21 protein-coding genes are annotated in these 16504 nt (G+C 73.0%); 10 read left to right on the top strand and 11 right to left on the bottom strand.

Annotated elements, in window-relative coordinates:
* Complete coding sequence (locus ACFY0K_RS16220) at nucleotides 1-405, bottom strand: hypothetical protein (RefSeq protein WP_390640379.1); 405 nt, start codon at nucleotides 403-405, stop codon at nucleotides 1-3.
* Nucleotides 406-803: 398 nt separating this feature from the next.
* On the opposite strand from ACFY0K_RS16220, the gene ACFY0K_RS16215 reads away from it, so the two are divergent.
* Entirely contained in the window at nucleotides 804-2366 is a 1563-nt protein-coding gene (locus ACFY0K_RS16215; RefSeq protein WP_390640378.1) for a carboxylesterase/lipase family protein, read from the top strand.
* Nucleotides 2367-2427: 61 nt separating this feature from the next.
* On the opposite strand, the gene ACFY0K_RS16210 is transcribed toward ACFY0K_RS16215, so the two are convergent.
* The 3 genes from ACFY0K_RS16210 to ACFY0K_RS16200 form a co-directional block, all read right to left on the bottom strand.
* Nucleotides 2428-3222, bottom strand: a complete 795-nt coding sequence (locus ACFY0K_RS16210; RefSeq protein ID WP_390640377.1) for an SDR family NAD(P)-dependent oxidoreductase — start codon at nucleotides 3220-3222, stop codon at nucleotides 2428-2430.
* Nucleotides 3223-3325: 103 nt separating this feature from the next.
* Nucleotides 3326-3901: a hypothetical protein gene (locus ACFY0K_RS16205; RefSeq protein WP_390640376.1), complete on the bottom strand. Its 576-nt coding sequence runs from the start codon at nucleotides 3899-3901 to the stop codon at nucleotides 3326-3328.
* Between the two features lie 265 nt (nucleotides 3902-4166).
* Nucleotides 4167-4529 carry a nuclear transport factor 2 family protein gene (locus ACFY0K_RS16200; RefSeq protein ID WP_390640375.1) on the bottom strand — a complete coding sequence of 121 codons (363 nt, stop codon included), beginning with the start codon at nucleotides 4527-4529 and terminating at the stop codon, nucleotides 4167-4169.
* A 99-nt stretch (nucleotides 4530-4628) separates the two neighbouring features.
* On the opposite strand from ACFY0K_RS16200, the gene nthB reads away from it, so the two are divergent.
* The 3 genes from nthB to ACFY0K_RS16185 are packed head-to-tail and all read left to right on the top strand — an operon-like array spanning nucleotide 4629 to nucleotide 6216.
* The gene (gene nthB / locus ACFY0K_RS16195; protein WP_390640374.1) at nucleotides 4629-5300 is read left to right on the top strand and encodes a nitrile hydratase subunit beta; all 672 of its coding nucleotides are present in this window, start codon (nucleotides 4629-4631) and stop codon (nucleotides 5298-5300) included.
* Complete coding sequence (gene nthA / locus ACFY0K_RS16190; protein WP_390640373.1) at nucleotides 5297-5893, top strand: nitrile hydratase subunit alpha; 597 nt, start codon at nucleotides 5297-5299, stop codon at nucleotides 5891-5893. Before nthB ends, nthA begins: the two co-directional genes overlap by 4 nt.
* Nucleotides 5890-6216 (top strand): nitrile hydratase accessory protein, encoded by a 327-nt coding sequence (locus ACFY0K_RS16185; protein WP_390640372.1) that lies wholly within the window; start codon nucleotides 5890-5892, stop codon nucleotides 6214-6216. Before nthA ends, ACFY0K_RS16185 begins: the two co-directional genes overlap by 4 nt.
* Here the strand turns inward: ACFY0K_RS16185 and ACFY0K_RS16180 are convergent.
* Together ACFY0K_RS16180 and ACFY0K_RS16175 are read right to left on the bottom strand one after the other, a co-directional pair.
* A complete protein-coding gene (locus tag ACFY0K_RS16180) occupies nucleotides 6158-6412 on the bottom strand; it encodes a DUF397 domain-containing protein (RefSeq protein WP_390640371.1) in 255 nt (84 codons plus the stop codon). The genes ACFY0K_RS16185 and ACFY0K_RS16180 overlap by 59 nt on opposite strands.
* Entirely contained in the window at nucleotides 6396-7235 is an 840-nt protein-coding gene (locus ACFY0K_RS16175) for a Scr1 family TA system antitoxin-like transcriptional regulator (protein ID WP_390640370.1), read from the bottom strand. Before ACFY0K_RS16175 ends, ACFY0K_RS16180 begins: the two co-directional genes overlap by 17 nt.
* 118 nt (nucleotides 7236-7353) lie before the next feature.
* Between ACFY0K_RS16175 and ACFY0K_RS16170 the strand changes: the two genes are divergently transcribed.
* On the top strand, nucleotides 7354-7746 hold the full coding sequence (locus ACFY0K_RS16170; protein WP_390640532.1) for a hypothetical protein: 393 nt from the start codon (nucleotides 7354-7356) through the stop codon (nucleotides 7744-7746).
* A 47-nt stretch (nucleotides 7747-7793) separates the two neighbouring features.
* Nucleotides 7794-8702: an aminoglycoside phosphotransferase family protein gene (locus ACFY0K_RS16165; protein ID WP_390640369.1), complete on the top strand. Its 909-nt coding sequence runs from the start codon at nucleotides 7794-7796 to the stop codon at nucleotides 8700-8702.
* A 35-nt stretch (nucleotides 8703-8737) separates the two neighbouring features.
* Here the strand turns inward: ACFY0K_RS16165 and ACFY0K_RS16160 are convergent, their stop codons facing one another.
* The 3 genes from ACFY0K_RS16160 to ACFY0K_RS16150 all read right to left on the bottom strand — a co-directional run bounded on the left by ACFY0K_RS16160 (nucleotide 8738) and on the right by ACFY0K_RS16150 (nucleotide 12328).
* Nucleotides 8738-10318, bottom strand: a complete 1581-nt coding sequence (locus tag ACFY0K_RS16160; RefSeq protein WP_390640368.1) for a PTS transporter subunit EIIC — start codon at nucleotides 10316-10318, stop codon at nucleotides 8738-8740.
* Nucleotides 10319-10334: 16 nt separating this feature from the next.
* Complete coding sequence (gene murQ, locus ACFY0K_RS16155; protein WP_390640367.1) at nucleotides 10335-11264, bottom strand: N-acetylmuramic acid 6-phosphate etherase; 930 nt, start codon at nucleotides 11262-11264, stop codon at nucleotides 10335-10337.
* A gap of 110 nt (nucleotides 11265-11374) precedes the next feature.
* Entirely contained in the window at nucleotides 11375-12328 is a 954-nt protein-coding gene (locus ACFY0K_RS16150) for a MurR/RpiR family transcriptional regulator (protein WP_390640366.1), read from the bottom strand.
* A 55-nt stretch (nucleotides 12329-12383) separates the two neighbouring features.
* On the opposite strand from ACFY0K_RS16150, the gene ACFY0K_RS16145 reads away from it, so the two are divergent.
* Entirely contained in the window at nucleotides 12384-12770 is a 387-nt protein-coding gene (locus ACFY0K_RS16145; protein ID WP_390640365.1) for a hypothetical protein, read from the top strand.
* Between the two features lie 10 nt (nucleotides 12771-12780).
* Nucleotides 12781-13053 carry a DUF4031 domain-containing protein gene (locus tag ACFY0K_RS16140; protein ID WP_351703037.1) on the top strand — a complete coding sequence of 91 codons (273 nt, stop codon included), beginning with the start codon at nucleotides 12781-12783 and terminating at the stop codon, nucleotides 13051-13053.
* 15 nt (nucleotides 13054-13068) lie between these two features.
* Here ACFY0K_RS16140 and ACFY0K_RS16135 read toward each other — a convergent pair whose 3' ends face one another.
* A complete protein-coding gene (locus ACFY0K_RS16135; protein ID WP_390640364.1) occupies nucleotides 13069-14139 on the bottom strand; it encodes a GNAT family N-acetyltransferase in 1071 nt (356 codons plus the stop codon).
* 10 nt (nucleotides 14140-14149) lie between these two features.
* Nucleotides 14150-14821 carry a hypothetical protein gene (locus tag ACFY0K_RS16130; RefSeq protein ID WP_390640363.1) on the bottom strand — a complete coding sequence of 224 codons (672 nt, stop codon included), beginning with the start codon at nucleotides 14819-14821 and terminating at the stop codon, nucleotides 14150-14152.
* A gap of 47 nt (nucleotides 14822-14868) precedes the next feature.
* Between ACFY0K_RS16130 and ACFY0K_RS16125 the strand changes: the two genes are divergently transcribed.
* Together ACFY0K_RS16125 and ACFY0K_RS16120 are read left to right on the top strand one after the other, a co-directional pair.
* Nucleotides 14869-15540 (top strand): maleylpyruvate isomerase family mycothiol-dependent enzyme, encoded by a 672-nt coding sequence (locus ACFY0K_RS16125; RefSeq protein WP_390640362.1) that lies wholly within the window; start codon nucleotides 14869-14871, stop codon nucleotides 15538-15540.
* A 220-nt stretch (nucleotides 15541-15760) separates the two neighbouring features.
* Nucleotides 15761-16477 (top strand): copper homeostasis protein CutC, encoded by a 717-nt coding sequence (locus ACFY0K_RS16120; protein WP_390640361.1) that lies wholly within the window; start codon nucleotides 15761-15763, stop codon nucleotides 16475-16477.
* The last annotated feature ends 27 nt before the right edge of the window (nucleotides 16478-16504 follow it).

Raw genomic sequence — 16504 nt, 5'->3', positions numbered from 1 at the left:
TCAGCCGGCGACCAGCCAGAAGAACCCGAGGGCGAACGCGTAGGGTGCGACGAGCAGGAGGGCGGGCCGCGGCCAGCGGGGGGCGGGTCCGGATCCGGACCCGGCTGGGCGTGCGAAGGCGTCGTACGCATGGACGACGGCGCCGGCGCAGCACCCGGCCGCGAACATCGTCCACAACACTCCGGACATCCCGCCCCAGTCGCCGACCACGGTGGTTGCGGCCAACGCGTGTCCGGCGAGGGCCGCACCCGCGCAGGTCCAGCAGACCGGATCGTCCCCCGGCCGCCAGGGCGGTCGCCCCTTGCGCCCCCGCCCGGTGAGCCGGGTGACGAGCGCGTACCCCACCGCGGGCAGCCCCGCGAGCGTCAGCAGGACGGCCCACATGGCGCCGGTGTCCTCGGACATGGTCATGGTCACCTCAGGATCGCCATGACGATGGCGACCACACCCTGCACCGGCAAGGACGCGACACCGAAGATCAGGGCGCCGTACGAACCGGCGTCCGCATCCGTGCTATCGGCTTGTGACGGCCGCCTAGGTCACCGGTGCCGTTCCGGCCGGGCGGACACGTGTTCCCTGCGCGGGATCCGCGGGCCCGTGAGACGGTGTACGGGATCGACGAGGCGGAGGCCAGGGCGTTCGTGGCCCGGCCCGGCTGACCTGGACTGTCTGGATTCACTCCAACGGGTGAGGGGTGTTCGGCACTCGTGCGAGCGGCCGGACGTTTCATCGGTGACCGGCCGTGAAACCGGGGCGGTCAGTCGTCGGAAGTGGCAGCACCCAGCCGTCGAGAGCGAGCGATCATGATCACGAACGAGTCCCCCGAGTCCCCCGAGCCGGCTTCCGCTGCCGAGGGCCCCGTCGTGCGCACCACCGCCGGTGCCGTACGCGGCCGGCGGGAGGACGGTCTGGCGGTCTTCCGGGGGATTCCGTTCGCCCAACCCCCGGTGGGAGCGGCCAGGTTCGCGGCGCCGCAGCGGGCGCAGCCCTGGGACGGCACGCGCGAGGCGTACGCCTTCGGCCCGCCGCCCCCGCAGGACCTGGGCATCCAGGGCCGCACGGGTGTCCTGGAGGCTCCCGAGGGCGACGACTGGCTGACGGTGAACGTGTGGACACCCGCCCCGGACCCGGCCGCCCGCCGCCCGGTGATGGTGTGGATCTACGGCGGCGCCTACAAACTGGGCCACTCCGGCAGCCCCGGGTACGACGCCCAGCACATCGCCCGTGACGGCGACGTGGTCGTGGTCTCCCTCAACTACCGCGTCGGCATGGAGGGTTTCGCCCAGATCGAGGGAGCACCCGCCAACCGAGGCCTGCTGGACCAGGTGGCGGCGCTGGAGTGGGTGCGGGAGAACATCACGGCGTTCGGCGGCGACCCGGACCAGGTCACCGTCTTCGGCGAGTCGGCGGGCGCCGGGTCGGTGGCGTCCCTGCTGGCGATGGACAGGGCGCGCGGGCTGTTCCGGCGGGCGATCGCCCAGAGCGTCCCCGGCACGTTCTTCTCCCTCGACCTGGCCGAGGACATCGGCAGGGCCCTCGCCGCCGAGGCGGGCCTGCGCCCCACGGCGGCCGACCTGGCGACGACCGATCCGCGCCGGCTGACCGAGGCCGGGCAGGCGCTCGGCGCCAAGATGCCCCAGTACGTGGACCGCTGGGGCCGGATCGCGCCGACGGTCACCCCGTTCTCGCCGGTGGTCGACGGCGAGGTGCTCCCCACCACCCCCTGGCAGGCCCTGGCCGCCGGCTCCGCCCGCGACGTGGACCTCCTCGTCGGCCACAACCGCGACGAGTTCCGCCTGTTCCTCGTCATGAGCGGGATGTACGGCAAGATCACGGAGGAGCAGGCGACCGGCGCCCTGCGCCTGTTCGCTCCGGGCGGCGCGGCGGGCGACCACGCCTACCGCGCCGCCCACCCCGACGCCTCGCCGAGCGAGCTGTACGAACGGGTCCAGACCGACTGGCTGTTCGCCATACCGTCCCTGCGGCTGGCGGAGGCGCAGACCGCGGGCGGTGGCCGGGCCCACCTCTACGAGCTGACCTGGGGCGCTCCGGGCAACGGCGGCCTCCTCGGCGCCTGCCACGGCCTGGACATCCCGCTCCTGTTCGGCACCTTCCAGGCGGACCTCGCCAACCTCCTCTGGGCCGGCACCGGCGTCACCCCCGAGGCCGAGGCCCTCTCCGCCCGATTCCGCGCCGCGTGGACGTCCTTCGCCAGGACCGGCGACCCGGGCTGGCCGGCCTACGACACCGAGGCCCGCACCACCCAGGTCCTGGACACGGCACCGACGGTGACGGCGTACCCGGAGGAGACGAGCAGGCGGCTGTGGGAGGGGTACGAGTTCGGGCCGTCACCGCTGCTCGGCTGACCGCGGCGGGGCCAGGCCCGGTCGGCCCGGGCCTGGCCGGTGAGCCGCGGGGGCCGGCCGGTCACGGCAGGATGGCGTCGACGTAGCCGCCGTCCACCCGCAGGGCGCCACCGGTGGTGGCCGAGGCCTGGTCGGAGCTGAGGTAGACGACCATGTTGGCGATCTCCTCCGGCTCGATCAGGCGCCGCAGCAGCGACTGCGGCCGGTGCTCGCGCATGAAGACGCGCTGGGCCTCGTCCCAGGGCAGGTCGCGGTCGACGAGCTCGTAGACGAAGTCCTCGACGCCTCCGGTGTGGGTGGGGCCGGCGATCACGGAGTTCACCGTGACGCCGGTGCCGGCGGCCTGCTTGGCGAAGCCGCGGCCCACGGCGAGCAGTGCGGTCTTCGACATGCCGTAGTGGATCATCTCCGCGGGGATGACGACCGCCGAGTCGCTGGCGATGTACTGGACGCGTCCCCAGCCGCGTTCGGTCATGCCCGGCAGGAAGAGGCGGGTCAGCCGCACCGCGGCCAGGACGTTCACCTCGAAGTAGCGCCGCCACTCGTCGTCGGTGATCCGCAGTGGGTCCTCGGCGCCGAAGATCCCCAGGTTGTTGACGAGGATGTCCACCTGGGGCAGGGCGTCGGCCGCCCGGTCGGCGCCCTCCGCGCTCGTCACGTCGGCCGCGACCGGCACGAGATCGGCCCCGGGCACCTGCTCCGCCAGCCGGGCCACGCTCTCCTCGACGCGCTTCGCGTCCCGGCCGTTGACACCCACCCGGGCCCCGGCCCGGGCCAGGCCGACGGCGATCGCCGCGCCGATGCCCTGCGTGGAGCCGGTGACCAGTGCCGTGCGCCCCGTCAGATCGATCTTCATCCCGTCGAGCCCCTTCCGCCTGTGTGTCTCCGCTCAGGTACCCGGGAGGGCGCTCCGACACAAAGGGTTCGGGCGTTCAGTGCCTGGATGGCGGCACCGGCCGCTACAGATTGCCCAGCGGCTCGATGTCCACGTGCACGGGAGTGCCCCAGACCCGGAGCACCTCGTAGTCGGTGAACTCGTGCACCAGCCGGTAGGCCATGGCCGGCCGGGAGCCGCGCCGCTGGGCGGCGAGGTACAGCTCGGCCTCGCGCCGGTCGCGCCGGGGGGTGCCGCACAGCTCCCACTCCCGGCCGTTCCACGCCTCGGGCAGCCAGCGTTGCTGCGGCTGAGGCCGGTCCGCCCGCACGCCGTACCGGGACATGGCGGGCCCGGCGGTCTCCTCCGGCACGGGCCGTGGCCCACCCGCGAACTCCGACCGCCGTGCGGCCCGCCGCCGCGTCTCGCACAGCAGGCACAGATCGGGGGCGCTCTCGTCCACGGGCCCCTGCGGATGCTCGGCACACCGGGTGGTGGGCGCGGCACTGCTGACGCTCTCCTCCAGCAGGTCCAGAGCGCGCCGGAGGTCGTCCTTCACCTCGTGCAGCTTGGCATCGGTCGTCTGGCCGGTCAGGGCCTCCCCGTGCTCACCGAGCAGACGAAGGGCCCGGCCCAGGGTGGTGAGCTGGGAGTGGTTCATGGGGTCCAGCGTGGCATACGGCGCTGACAACCCTGCCGGAAGAGATGTCAGCGGTGCGACCGACTTGGCAAAGCGACCCCTCAGTGGTCCTCTTCCTCCAGTTGCGCCATGAACTCGTCGTGCGCCATCCGCTTCGTCACGAAGTTGCTGAAGTTCCTCAAGATCGCTGATGGGGATGAGCAGGGCGGAGAGCAGCTCGGCGTACTCCTCCACTTTGCGGTGTTGTTTGCCGGGGAGAAGCTCCAGCCAGGACCGCACCTCGGGCTCAGGGGGCTTCGGTGAGCAGGGTGTACAGCTCGACGATCACCCCGTCCTTGCAGTGGGCGATGTCCATTCCGGTCACGACGGGCGGTTCGCCGGCCGGGCCGTACCGGAAGCCGAGGTGGCCGAGGTCGTCGAGGGCGGAGACGGGGCCGTGGGGCTGGAAGACCCAGCCCGGGGTCTCCGCGAGCAGCTCTGTGGCGCGCTCGGCGAAGGCCTCGCGGCCCCGGTTCACGCGGTCGGGCTCGTGCCACACGACGTCCTCGGCGTACGTCTCGGCGATGACCGCGTTCCGGCGCCCGGTGTCCGGTTCGTTGAAGACGTCGAGGAGGTTGCGGCGCATCAGGTCGGCGACGGTGCTGGTCATGGGCGGTCCTCCGGGTTGGTCGGCCGTGGGGCGGCGCGGACGAGGCCTCTCGCCTACGCTGCACATATAGCCCTTTTGTTCCGTATGGGGAGATCTGTCGTGGACGGTATCGCCGACCTGGGCGGCACGCCCGGATGGGGTCCCGTCCGTCCCCCGATGCGTGACGAACCGGTCTTCGCGGAAGCCTGGCAGCGCCGGGCCTTCGCGCTGGCGATCCTCTCCAGCCGTGTCGCGTCCGGCGGTGTCAACACGGACGCCTTCCGGCACGCGCTGGAGCGGCTGGACCGGGCGGCCTACTTCGACGACGGTTACTACGGCCGCTGGCTCAACGCCGGGGAGCTGATGCTCCACGACCGTGCCGTCCTCGCGCCCGGCGCGGTCGACGCCCGCGCCCGCAACCTGTGCGGCGAGCGCGTCACGGAGCCCCCGAGCCCCGAGCCCCACCGACCTGACTACACGCCGACCGCCCAGGGCTCGCTGCGCACGGTGGACACCGCCCCCGCCTTCACCGTCGGCGCGCGGGTACGGGCCCGCGCCGCCTCCGTGCCCGGACACACCCGGCTGCCCCGCTACGCCCGCGGCCACCCCGGCACCGTCCAGGCCGTACAGCCCGCCGCCGTACTGCCCGACACCAACGCCCACTTCCAGGGCGAGAACCCGCAGCACGTCTACTCGGTGCGGTTCGACTCCCGCGAACTGTGGGGCGCCGACGCCGAACCCTTCGCCGTCACGCTGGAGATGTACGAGAGCTACCTGGAGGCCGCCGCATGACCACCGCCGGATCCGGCGAACGCCCGCCCCCGGCCCTGCGCACCGAGGCGCTGGAGCAACTGCTCACCGAACGGGGCCTGATCGACCCGAAGGCGATGGACGGGATCATCACCGAGTACGAGACCAACGTGGGCCCCCTCAACGGCGCCAAGGTCGTCGCCAGGGCCTGGGCCGACCCGGAGTACCGGGACCGGCTGCTCCGGGACGGCACCGCCGCCATCAAGGAACTCGGCTTCTCCGGACCCCAGGGCGAGCACATCGTCGTCGTGGAGAACACCCCCACCACGCATCACGTGGTCGTGTGCACGCTGTGCTCCTGCTACCCGTGGCCGGTGCTCGGCCTGCCGCCCAGCTGGTACAAGGACCCCGCCTACCGCGCCCGCGTCGTGAGGGAGCCCCGCCGGGTGCTGGCCGAGATGGGGCTCGCACTCGACGACGACGTGCGGATCACCGTCCACGACTCCACCAGCGAGGTCCGCTGGCTGGTCCTGCCCGAGCGGCCGGCGGGCACCGGCCACCTGTCCGAGGAGGAACTCGTGCCGCTGGTCACCCGGGACGCGATGGTCGGCGTGGCCAAGGTGACGGCACCGTGACCGCGCCGCTCGACATCGACGGCCCGGCCGCCCCGCCCCGCTCCAACGGCGAACTCACCTTCGCCGAGCCGTGGGAGAGCCGCGCCTTCGGCATGGCCGTCACCCTGTGCGAGACGGGCGCGTTCACCTGGGCGCAGTTCCAGAGCGCGCTGATCGCCCGCATCGCGGCCGCGCCGCGCGACGAGCCGTACCGCTACTACCAGCTGTGGCTGGGCGCCCTGGAGGACGTACTCGCCGGCCTTTCCGTCGTCTCCCCGGACGACGTCACCGCCCGCGCCCAGGCGTTGGCGCAGCGCCCTCGGGGCCACGACCACGGTTCTTGACACCGTCGACGAAGGCCGACCAGGTCTGGGGCAGGAAGGTGAGTGTGGGGCCGTGGGGGGCGGTCTTGGAGTCGCGGACGGGGATGAGGGTGGGGTGGGCGGCGGCTACTTCGAGGCAGTTGTCTCCGCCGCCGCCGCTGTAGCTGGATTTGATCCATACGGCCGTGCTCAGGACGTGGTCAGGGATGTTCCGCATGGCCGTAATCCTCCGCCAACGCCTCGATCAAGGCCAGGGACTTCTCTTGCGAGAGTGCGGATGCCACGAGGAGATCGAACACGAACCTCAGTTGGGTGACGGTTGCCGGGTCGTCCTCCAGCCGTCCGCTGCGGACCCCCTCCAGGTAGACCAGCGGAGGGGCATCCTCGAAGTCCATCAGCTTCAGGGCGCCCTGCATCGCCGTGTGGGCACCCGCGTCGAGCGGCAGCACCTGCACGATGGCCCGGCTTCGTCGGACCAGAGCGGTGAGGTGGCGCAGGGCTTCCGACATCACCGCCCGGCCGCCGGTCTCCCGGCGCAGCGCTGCCTCGTCAAGCACCGCCCACAACAAGGGCTTTGTCGGATGGGCGAGCAGACTGGCCCGTGCCATCCGGCCTTCCACCCACTCCTCGATCGTCTCTTCCGGCGCGGTCGGGTCGTAGCCGCGGTTCACGGCCCGTGCGTACGCGGCCGTCTGCAACAACCCCGGGATGAGGAGCGGCGCGTACTCCCTGATCGCCGTGGCCTGGGCCTCCGACTCGGCCACTTCCGCAAAGTGCTGCGGATACTTCGACTTGGCCGCCGCACCGCAGTTCCGCATGAAGAAGCCCCCCGTCCCCAGGACTTCGTCCAGCATTCGAGCGAACTCCGGCTGCATCCGCCGCGTCCCCGCCTCCAGCTGCCCGATGAACGACCCGCTCACGAAGACGCGCTGGCCCAACTCCGCCTGGCTCAGCCCCTTCTGCTCCCGCGCATGCCGCAACTCCGCACCCAGCAAGGCGCGCGGCGACGACGACGGGTCCAGGTCCTTGGGTCCCGACATGGGCCACTCCCTGTCTCAACAGCCGAAGTTGTTGGGATGCCGTATCTGGCCAGGTTAGAGGCGTGCCCGACACGCTGTGTCGCGAACCGGAAACTCAGCGTGGAGGTAGGGAATGGTGCTGCGGACCACCGAAGAAGTCGTGGAGACGTTGCGGTCGGCCCTGCGGGGCGTCGGTGTCGTGCTGCCGTCGCTGTGCGTCGACCCGGTGACCGGGGCGAGCGACGAGCCGTTCGCCCTGGTCGAGTTGGGGCGGTGCAACGTGCGGGTCGCGGAGCGGCTGGCGTCGGTGGTCCGGGGGGAACGGCCGCCGCTCGGGACGTACGTGACGGATGTACGGGACGGGCGGATCGGCGAGGTCAGGGGGCATGTCGGCGGGAGGGTGCAGTTGCGGCCCGTGGCGGGTGGGCGGGAGTGGGACTGCCCGGCGGGGGCACTGGAGCCGGCGACACCGGACGACGTGCTGCGGGCGCAGGTGCGGCGGGCGAACGCGGCTGCGCGGCTGCCGGGTTGAGGAAATCTCGTTGGCTCCGGGCGCCGCCCGGAAGCGAGACTGTCGGCGTGACCCTGCATGAGGACGAGGTGCCGGTCGACGAGACGCTGATCCGGGAGCTGCTGGCGGCTCAGCGCCCGGAGTGGGCCTGTCTGCCGCTGTCGCGTGTCGGAGCGGGTACGGAGAACACCATGTACCGGCTGGGCGATGACCTGCTGGTGCGTCTGCCCCGGACCGTGGAGAAGGGCCGGGCTCTGCGGAAGGAGCAGGAGTGGCTGCCGCGCCTGGCGCCCTCCCTTTCGTGCCCCGTTCCCGAGCCCGTCCACGCCGGGATGCCCACCGGTGCCTACCCGGCCCGCTGGTCCGTCTACCGGTGGATCGACGGTGACGAGGCCGGTCCGGACACCGTCCGGAACTGGGCCGCCTTCGGCGCCGACCTGGCGGCCGTCGTGCGGGAGCTGCACGGCATCGGCCTCATGGGGGCGGCGCGCGCGGACGACCTGAGCTGGTACCGCGGCGGCAGCCTGCGGGATTGTGCCGACTGGGTCGGTACGTATGTCGAGGAGTGCCGTGAGGTCGCCGGGGACGAACTCGATGTCGAGACCCTGGAGCGGCTGTGGCGGGCGGCGCTCGCGCTGCCCGAGCCCCGGGGGCCGCACGTGTGGCTGCACGGCGACCTCAAGCCCACCAACCTCCTGGTCCGGCAGGGCAGGCTGCACGCGGTCATCGACTTCGGGTCGCTCTCGGTCGGCCATCCGGACGCCGAGCACTCCGTGCTCTGGGACCTGCCGCAGGACGCCCGGCAGGCCTACTGGGACGCCATGGGCATCGACGATCCGACCTGGGCACGGGCCCGTGCGTGGGCGATCGCCGTCGGGGTCAGCGGAGTCGCCTACTACTGGCGGACCTTCCCCGCCTTCGTCGCCGAATGTATGGCGCGGCTCCGGGCGATCCTCGCGGACGCCGCCGCGCGGTGACGGCGCGAGCCGTCACTCGGGCGCCGGTGACTTCGTCACCCGGATCGCCGCGGTGACGGGTCACCCGGAACACCTGCCGCGCTGAAGCCGACGTACGTCGCCAGGAAGCCGACGGCGTAGCCGGTCAGCAGGCCGCCCGCGTAGATCGCCGCCGCCAGGGCCGGGCCCCTGTTCCCCGTGAGGAGGGGGAACAGGGCCCAGCCCGAGGGGCCGATGGCGGTGGCGCCCACCCGGTCGCCGAGGACCGCGAAGAACCCGACGAAGGCGCCGCCCGCCGCCCCGCCCGCGCAGGCGGTGAGGAAGGGGCGGCCGAGGGGGAGCGAGACGCCGTAGATGAGGGGCTCGCCGACGCCCAGCAGGCCGGCCGGGAGCGCCGACCTGATCGTCGTACGGAGCTGCGTGTCGTGGCGGAGGCGGGCGTAGACGGCGAGGGCCGCGCCCACCTGGCCGGCGCCCGCCATGGCGAGGAGGGGGAGCAGGACGGTGTAGCCCTGTTGCTGGATGAGGGTGGTGTGGATGGGGATCAGGGCCTGGTGCAGGCCCAGCATGACGAGGGGGAGGAAGAGGCCGCCGAGGACCAGGCCCGCGAGCGGGCCGGTGGTGGCGAGCAGCCAGTTGGCCGCTGTGCCGATGGCGGAGGAGATCAGACCGGCCGCGTACATGAGGCCGTAGAGCGTGGCGAGGCCCGCGACGAGGACGGTGACCGTGGGCGTGAGGAGCACGTCGAGGGCGTCCGGGACACGCCCCCGGCACCACTTCTCGACGCCGACGGCGAGCAGCGCCGCCGCCAGTGCCCCGAGGACCCCGCCCTGTCCGGGCGCGAGCGCCACCCCGAAGGCCGTCACCTTCGCGACGCCCGGATAGACCACGACCGCCGCGACCGCGCCTCCGAGCACGGGCGTCCCGCCGAACACCTTCGCCGTGTTGTATCCGACGAAGACGCTGATCAGCGCCATGAAGCCGGAGGCGACGGCGGCGAGGGCGGGGGTCAGCCAGGGCAGCCAACCCGCGTTCACGAGCAGCCCGCCCAGGCCGGCGAGGACTCCGCAGCCGATCAGGGCGGGGATGAGCGGCACGAAGACGTCGGCGATGCGGCGCAGGGCGGTCTTGACGGGCGTCGCGTTGCGCCGGGCGTGGGCGGCTTTCAGTTCGGCGCCACGGGCGGCGAGGTCCGCGGCGAGGTCCGCGGCGTCGTGATCGGGCCGACGTCCTCGGGTGCGGGTGCGTCGTGGTTGCTCGCGCAGTTCCCCGCGCCCCTTCGGGGCGCGGAGGCCGTCCGGAGCCGGGCCGTCTGGCAGGGGAGCGCCCGACCCGAAGTCGCCCGGCCGGTCGTCGTCCGGCCCGCGATGGGCCGTCGCGGCGGCGTCGAGCAGCTTTTCGAACTCGGCGGTCACCGCCACCACCGCACCCGGGCCGATCACCACCTGGAGGGTGTCCCCGTCGGTCACCACCCCCAGCACCCCGGGCACCGCCCGCACCGCCTCCGCGTCGACCCGCTCCGGGGCGGCGATGCCCAGCCGCAGCCGGGTCATGCAGTGGGCGACGGAGGTGACGTTCCCGGGGCCGCCGACCAGGGGCAGCAGCGCGGCGGCGGTGTCGTACGACGATCTCTGCACCCCCCGAGGGTGCGCGTCAGCCGCCCGTCGCGGTGAGCGCCGCGCGCAGATGGCCGCCGGACTCCTCCAGAAGGCGGGCGGCGGTGGGCCCGTCGACCCCGGCCAGGATCACCAGGACGGCGGGTTTGACCTCTCCGTCGGTGGCGGTGAGGGCCGCCTCGATCTCGGCGTCCGGCGCACCCGTGGCGAGCGCCACGATCCGCCGCGAACGGGCCCGCAGCTTCTCGTTCGAGGCGCGGACGTCGACCATCAGGTTTCCGTAGGTCTTGCCGAGCCGGATCATCGTGATCGTCGACAGCATGTTGAGGACGAGCTTCTGGGCGGTGCCGGCCTTGAGCCGGGTGGACCCGGTGAGCAGTTCGGGGCCGACGACGACCTCGATCCCGTGCTCGGCGGCGGCCGCGAGCGCGCTGCCCGCGTTGCAGGAGAGGCCGACGGTCAGGGCGCCGAGGGCGCGGGCGTGCTCGACGGCGCCGACGGCGTAGGGCGTGCGGCCGGAGGCGGAGACGCCGACGACGGAGTCGGCGGGGCCGATGCCGAGCGCGTCGAGGTCCGTGCGGGCCAGCTCCGCCGAGTCCTCGGCCCCTTCCACGGACGTCACCATGGCCGCAGGCCCGCCCGCGATGACCCCGACCACCTGACCGGGCCGGGTGTTGAAGGTGGGCGGGCACTCGGAGGCGTCCAGGATCCCGAGCCGCCCGGCGGTACCGGCCCCGGCGTAGACCAGCCGGCCGCCCTGGGCCATCCGGGCGGCGATGCCGTCGATGGCGGCCGAGATCTGCGGCAGCCGCTGCGCGACCGCGCCGGCCACCTGGGCGTCCTCGCCGTTCATCAGGCGGGCGATGTCGAGGGTGGGCAGCGTGTCGATCTCGGCGAGCTCCGGCCGGAAGGCCTCGGTGGTGAGCGTTTCCAGCTCGCTGCGAAGGGAGCGGTGTTCGGTGGTCATTCGGATACGGCTCTTTCTGACGCGATCCAGTGCGCCCCCTAGGGGCGCGGGGAACTGCGCGACCAGCCACTACGGGCCCGCAGCCGTCCCACAACAGCAAGTCCTACGGTCTATCGAGGCACACTCCGGTGCCGGTGAGCCAACGCCTCGTACGACGCCGCCAACGCCGGCGCCGCCGCCTCGTACGTCCGCTGCGCCACCCCCACGAACAGACAGTCCACCACCAGCAACTGCCCCGTCCGCGACGACATCGCCGCCGGCCGCAGCTCGCTCTCCCGCGCCGTCGACGTCGTCAGCACATGGTCGGCGTACTGCGTCACCGACGACCCCGGCCGCCCGGTGATCGCGACGGTCGTCGCCCCCCGTTCGAACGCCACCCGCAACGGCTCTATGACATCCCCGGTCGACCCGGAGTGCGTGATCGCTATCGCCACGTCCCCGGCCCGCAACTGCACCGCGTTGGTGACCGCGAGATGCGGATCGCTGTGGGCGTGCGCTATCAGCCCTATCCGCAGCAGCTTCTGCGTGAGGTCCTGGGCGACAAGACCCGACGCCCCGATGCCGTACACATCGGTCCGCCGCGCCCCGGCAAGCGCACTGACGGCGGCCCCCAGCTGCACCGTGTCGAGGCCGGCCGCCGTGTCCGCGAGGGTCTGCTGCTCGTCGTAGGCGAGTTTCGCGACGACGTCGGCGATCGGGTCGTCGACGGCGATGTCGGTGGTGATGGCGGGCGCCCGCCCCGACTGCTGCTGGGCGGCGAGCCCGGCGAGGGCGAGCCGCAGGTCGCGGTAGCCGGGGTAACCGAGCAGCCGGGCGGTGCGGACGACGGTCGCCTCGCTGGTGCCGGTCAGCTCCGCGAGCCCGGTGACCGTGAGGGCGGCGCAGCCGGCGGGGTCGCTCGCGACGGCCTCGGCGACGCGCTGCATGGAGCGGGTCATGGAGGGCGCCAAAGTCCGCACCTTGGCCGCGAGCGCGGCGGGAGCCGGCGGCGCACCACCGCTGCCATGGCTGCTTCCTCGGCCACTTCCGTGGCCCCCGAAAATTTCCTTCACATTCTCGGTCACCCTTGAAAGATATTTTCGGTTCGGGTACTCGGTCAAGACCGCGCACAATAGGACCATGGACCCCGTAAGCCCCTTGGAACAGGCGCTGCACGCAGCCCGCGCCCTCGTGCTCGCCGACCTGGTCGCGGGCGAGGTCGCCGAGGCGGACGTCGTCTCGCTGGTCGAGGACTCCGTCGTACAGCGCCGCTGGTGGGTCGAGCAGTGGCCGGAGGGCGCCGGGTACGTGGCGGGGCTGGTGGCCCAGGACGTACAGGACGCGCTGCTGGAGCGGTACGGCCGCTGGCCGCTGTGCCCGGTGTGCGGCTCCGGCGACCCGCACGCCCTGGACGTCGAACCCGAACTCGGCCCGAACCCGCACTGGGTGTGCCACAAGGCAGGCGTGAAGGTCGCCTCGGTCGGCTCACTGGGCGGGTCCCTGGGCGGCGGGATGCCCTCCTCGTGACGGAGTTCTCATGACGGTGTACATCGATCCGCCGGACTGGCCGGGCCACGGCCGGATGTGGTCCCACCTGGTCAGCGACGTCTCGTACGCCGAACTGCACGCCTTCGCCGAGGACATGGGCGTGCTCCGCCGCGCCTTCGAGCGCGACCACTACGACATCCCCTCGCACCGCTACCCGGACGCGGTCCGGGCCGGCGCCGTGGAGGTCAGCAGCCGCGAGGTGGTACGGCTGCTGCACGGGGCGGGGCTGCGCCGGCGCAAGAGCGACGTGCCCCGCCGGTAACCGCCCCTTCGGCCCCTACTTCGCCCGCAGCGCGAAGGCCAGCCGCTCCTCGTCCTCGCTCACCTTGACGAACCCGGCGCGTGCGACGACCGCCTGGGAAGGGGTGTTGGCCGACTCGACGGTGGCGAACAGGGAGCGTACGTCGTCGCGGGCCAGGGCCCAGCCGGCCAGGGCGCGGAGCGCCTCCGTCGCGTAGCCGTTGCCGCGGGCGGCCTCGGTCAGGTCGTAGCCGATCTCCACCCGGCCGTCCTCGTCCGGGGCGGAGTGGAAGCCCATGCCGCCGATCGCCCGGCCGTCCGCGCGGCGGACCAGGGCGAAGACGCCGAACTCCGGCCGGTGGACGCCCCCTTCGTACGCCTTGAGGAGGAAGCCGGCGGCTTCCCGGGTGCCCTCGTAGGGGCCGCCGTCGACCCACTCGAAGCCGCCGTCGCCGCCGAGGCGCAGGTCACGGGCTTCGGCGGGGCGGATGCCGACGAGGTCCAGGCGCTCGGCCGGGATGACCAGGTTGTTGCGCCAGCGCCACTCGGTGACCGGGGCCCTGCCGGGCAGCTCGCCGCGGCCGGTGGCCCACAGGAGGGTCGGCCAGGCGGCGGGGCCGGGCTGGACGTGCGGGAACAGCCAGGCCAGGACGGACTCGGCGAGCTCTTCGGAGGGCCGGTAGGGGAGCCCGAGGCCCAGCGTCATGTCGTGGGTGTGGAGCAGGACTTCCGCCACGCCCATCGCGGCGAAGCCCGCGCGGTCCGCGCTGCGGAACGGGTAGGGGTGGAAGGCCCGGACGTCGCGAGGGGTCGTGCGGACGGTGGCGGCGAGCAGGGCGCCGGTCGTCTCGATCACGTGCAGCAGCCCGGAGTTGTCGGTCCCGTCGTCGAGCCTGAGCTCGAAGGGCACGTACGCGTCCTGGGCGCGCCCGGCCAGGTTCGCGGCGTACGCGACGAGGTCGTCGGCGACATGGACCGCCGTCTCGTGGCAGTTCCAGTCCAGCCGGCCGGCCGTCACCTCCGTCCAGTCCCTCGTCACCGCGGGCCGCAGCGCGGCCACGCAGCCCGCGACGGCCTCTTCTACCTGATCCCCGCCCATTGCACGCATGGACCGCACCCTAGGACGCCGGATCCTCCGCGGTCGACAGCATTTCCAGCTCCGCGGCGAGGTTGTAGCGGGCGGTCGGCTCCCACTCGGTGCGGCCGTACGGCGTTCTGAACAGCTGGGGCAGGTCGAGGAGTTGGCGCAGGATCGCGGAACGGCCCGCGCGGAAGGCGTCGTTCGGGACGAAGTGGTACTCCTCGCGCACCTCGGCGGTGTAGGCGGCGTACGCGGAGGGCGGTGCGGCGAGGATCGCGAGGTCGGCGTCGCACAGCACCTCGCCGTTGCGGTCGCCGGGGGCCGGGTCGTGGCTGACGGTGAGCCGGACCAGGCGGGCGACCTCGGCGGTCTGTCTCGCCGGGAGCCCGGCCTCGGGGAGGGCGCGTTCGGCGAGGCGGGCCGAGCGCTCCTCGTTCGTCGACCGGTCCGGCAGGTACACGGCGTCGTGGAACCAGGCGGCGAGCCTGACCAGGTCCGGGTCGTCCGCGTACTCCTCCAGTACGTCGATGCGGTCGAGGACCGCGACGAGGTGGGCGACCGTGTGGTACCGGCGCTGGGGCTCCTGCCAGCGGCGGAGCAGTTCGTCGGCGTACCGGTACGGGGAGGGCACGCAGGAGTCGTCGTCCCGCGCGCCGAGGAAGGCGCTGAGCCAGCGGGAGCGCAGATCCCTTTCCTGGAGATCGTCCATGCGCCCATTCTCCCGCCCGCCACCGACATCCCCCTAGCGTGGGAGTCATGACTGCTGCTGACGACACACGCGACCCCCTCCTCCCCGGCCGCCTCCTCACCGTCGAGCGCGACGCGCTCATCCCGCTCCTCCGCTCCCGGCCGGACGCGGACTTCGCGCTGCCGACCGCCGCGTGTCCGGGGTGGACGGTCCGGGACGTGCTCGCCCACTGTTCGGCCGCGCTGATCCGGGTGGTCGAGGGCCGCTTCGAGCCCGGGGTGTTCTCGCCCGAGTCGAACGACCGGGACATCGCCGAGCGCGCCGACTGGACGAACTCCCGGGTCCTCGACGAGCTGGAGCGCGGGATGACCGAGGCCGGCGACGCGATCGCGGGGCGGACGGACGGGCGCCTCGACCCGGTCGCCTTCGGCGAATGGGTGCACGCCGGTGATGTCCGCGACACCCTCGGCGAACCCGGCGCCTACACGGGCCCGGGCCTGCCCCACGCGCTCTCGCTGCTGACCCGGGTGACCCGGGTGCGCGGGCACCTGCGGCTCCAGGCCGACCTGGACGACGTGGACGACCCGCTGCACCTGGGCGAGACCAGCGGGACCCGGACCCCGGCCCGCTTCATGGGGGACGCGGCGACGCTCGTAAGGCTGTACACCGGGCGGTCGCCGGACGGGGCGTCGTACGAGCTGATGGGGGCGGAGGCGGCGGAGCTGAACCTCTACGGCTGAACCTCTACGGCTGAATCTCTACAGCTGAGCCTCTGCGCTCAACCTCTACGGCTTGAATCTCCACGGCTGAACCTCCGCGGCTGAATACGGACCCTGTGCGACGGGGGCGGTCTCGCGGCCGTCCCTGGTCCCCGCGTACCCTGGATTGGACTAGACCTCCGGACTAGACCTCTTGCGGGAGATGTCCGGGGTGCACGGGGAACACCACGGAAGGGGCCCTATGAGCACGCGTGCAGTCCTGGAGGTGATCGCCCTCGACGCCGAGGACGCGGTCGCCGCCCAGGCCGGAGGCGCGGACCGCCTCGAACTGGTCACCGACATGGCGGCCGACGGGCTCACCCCGTCGCCCCGGACCTTCACCGCGATCCGGGCCGCCGTCGACATCGACCTGCGCGTGATGCTGCGCCTGGCGGACGGGTTCGCCGCAGGCGACGCCGACCGTCTGGTGGGGGTGGCCGGAGAGCTGCGGGCGGCCGGGGCCGACCAGTTCGTGCTCGGGTTCCTGGACCCGGAGGGCGGGGTGGACCTGGACACGGTGGAGCGGGTGGTGGCCGGGCTGGACGGCTGCCGCTGGACCTTCCACCGGGCCATCGACCGGGCCGCGGATCGGGACGCCCTGCGCAAGCAGCTCGCCGACCTGCCGGGCCTCGACACCTACCTCACGGCGGGGGCCGCGGAGGGCGTGGACGAGGGGCTGCCCAGACTGCTCGCCGAGGCGGGACGGCGCGGCGAGCCGGGGTACGAGCAGACGCTCCTGGTCGGCGGCGGCCTGCGGCTCGACCACGTGCCCGAGCTCCTGGCGGCGGACATCGACGCCTTCCACATCGGCGGCGCGGCCCGGCCGACGGGCTGGGACGGGGCGGTGTCGGAGGCGGCGGTGCGGTCCTGGCGCCGGGTGCTGGACGGGGCGGGGTCCTCCGACTGGTCGCCGTCCTGATCGACGCCGCCATCGCCACACCAAGGC

Origin of the sequence: Streptomyces sp. NPDC001507, from assembly GCF_042894765.1 — a bacterium.
GTDB lineage: Bacteria > Actinomycetota > Actinomycetes > Streptomycetales > Streptomycetaceae > Streptomyces.
This window is presented reverse-complemented; position numbering and strand designations above follow the sequence as displayed.

Coding starts and splice junctions, on each gene's coding strand:
- ACFY0K_RS16205 (WP_390640376.1), bottom strand. CDS start 3,901: ATGAACCACTCCCAGCTCACCACCCTGGGCCGGGCCCTTCGTCTGCTC.
- ACFY0K_RS16130 (WP_390640363.1), bottom strand. CDS start 14,821: ATGGACGATCTCCAGGAAAGGGATCTGCGCTCCCGCTGGCTCAGCGCC.
- murQ (WP_390640367.1), bottom strand. CDS start 11,264: ATGACCACCGAACACCGCTCCCTTCGCAGCGAGCTGGAAACGCTCACC.
- ACFY0K_RS16215 (WP_390640378.1), top strand. CDS start 804: ATGATCACGAACGAGTCCCCCGAGTCCCCCGAGCCGGCTTCCGCTGCC.
- ACFY0K_RS16145 (WP_390640365.1), top strand. CDS start 12,384: ATGGACCCCGTAAGCCCCTTGGAACAGGCGCTGCACGCAGCCCGCGCC.
- ACFY0K_RS16180 (WP_390640371.1), bottom strand. CDS start 6,412: ATGCGGAACATCCCTGACCACGTCCTGAGCACGGCCGTATGGATCAAA.
- ACFY0K_RS16175 (WP_390640370.1), bottom strand. CDS start 7,235: ATGTCGGGACCCAAGGACCTGGACCCGTCGTCGTCGCCGCGCGCCTTG.
- ACFY0K_RS16220 (WP_390640379.1), bottom strand. CDS start 405: ATGTCCGAGGACACCGGCGCCATGTGGGCCGTCCTGCTGACGCTCGCG.
- ACFY0K_RS16120 (WP_390640361.1), top strand. CDS start 15,761: ATGAGCACGCGTGCAGTCCTGGAGGTGATCGCCCTCGACGCCGAGGAC.
- nthA (WP_390640373.1), top strand. CDS start 5,297: ATGACCACCGCCGGATCCGGCGAACGCCCGCCCCCGGCCCTGCGCACC.
- ACFY0K_RS16135 (WP_390640364.1), bottom strand. CDS start 14,139: ATGCGTGCAATGGGCGGGGATCAGGTAGAAGAGGCCGTCGCGGGCTGC.
- ACFY0K_RS16210 (WP_390640377.1), bottom strand. CDS start 3,222: ATGAAGATCGATCTGACGGGGCGCACGGCACTGGTCACCGGCTCCACG.
- ACFY0K_RS16200 (WP_390640375.1), bottom strand. CDS start 4,529: ATGACCAGCACCGTCGCCGACCTGATGCGCCGCAACCTCCTCGACGTC.
- ACFY0K_RS16125 (WP_390640362.1), top strand. CDS start 14,869: ATGACTGCTGCTGACGACACACGCGACCCCCTCCTCCCCGGCCGCCTC.
- ACFY0K_RS16140 (WP_351703037.1), top strand. CDS start 12,781: ATGACGGTGTACATCGATCCGCCGGACTGGCCGGGCCACGGCCGGATG.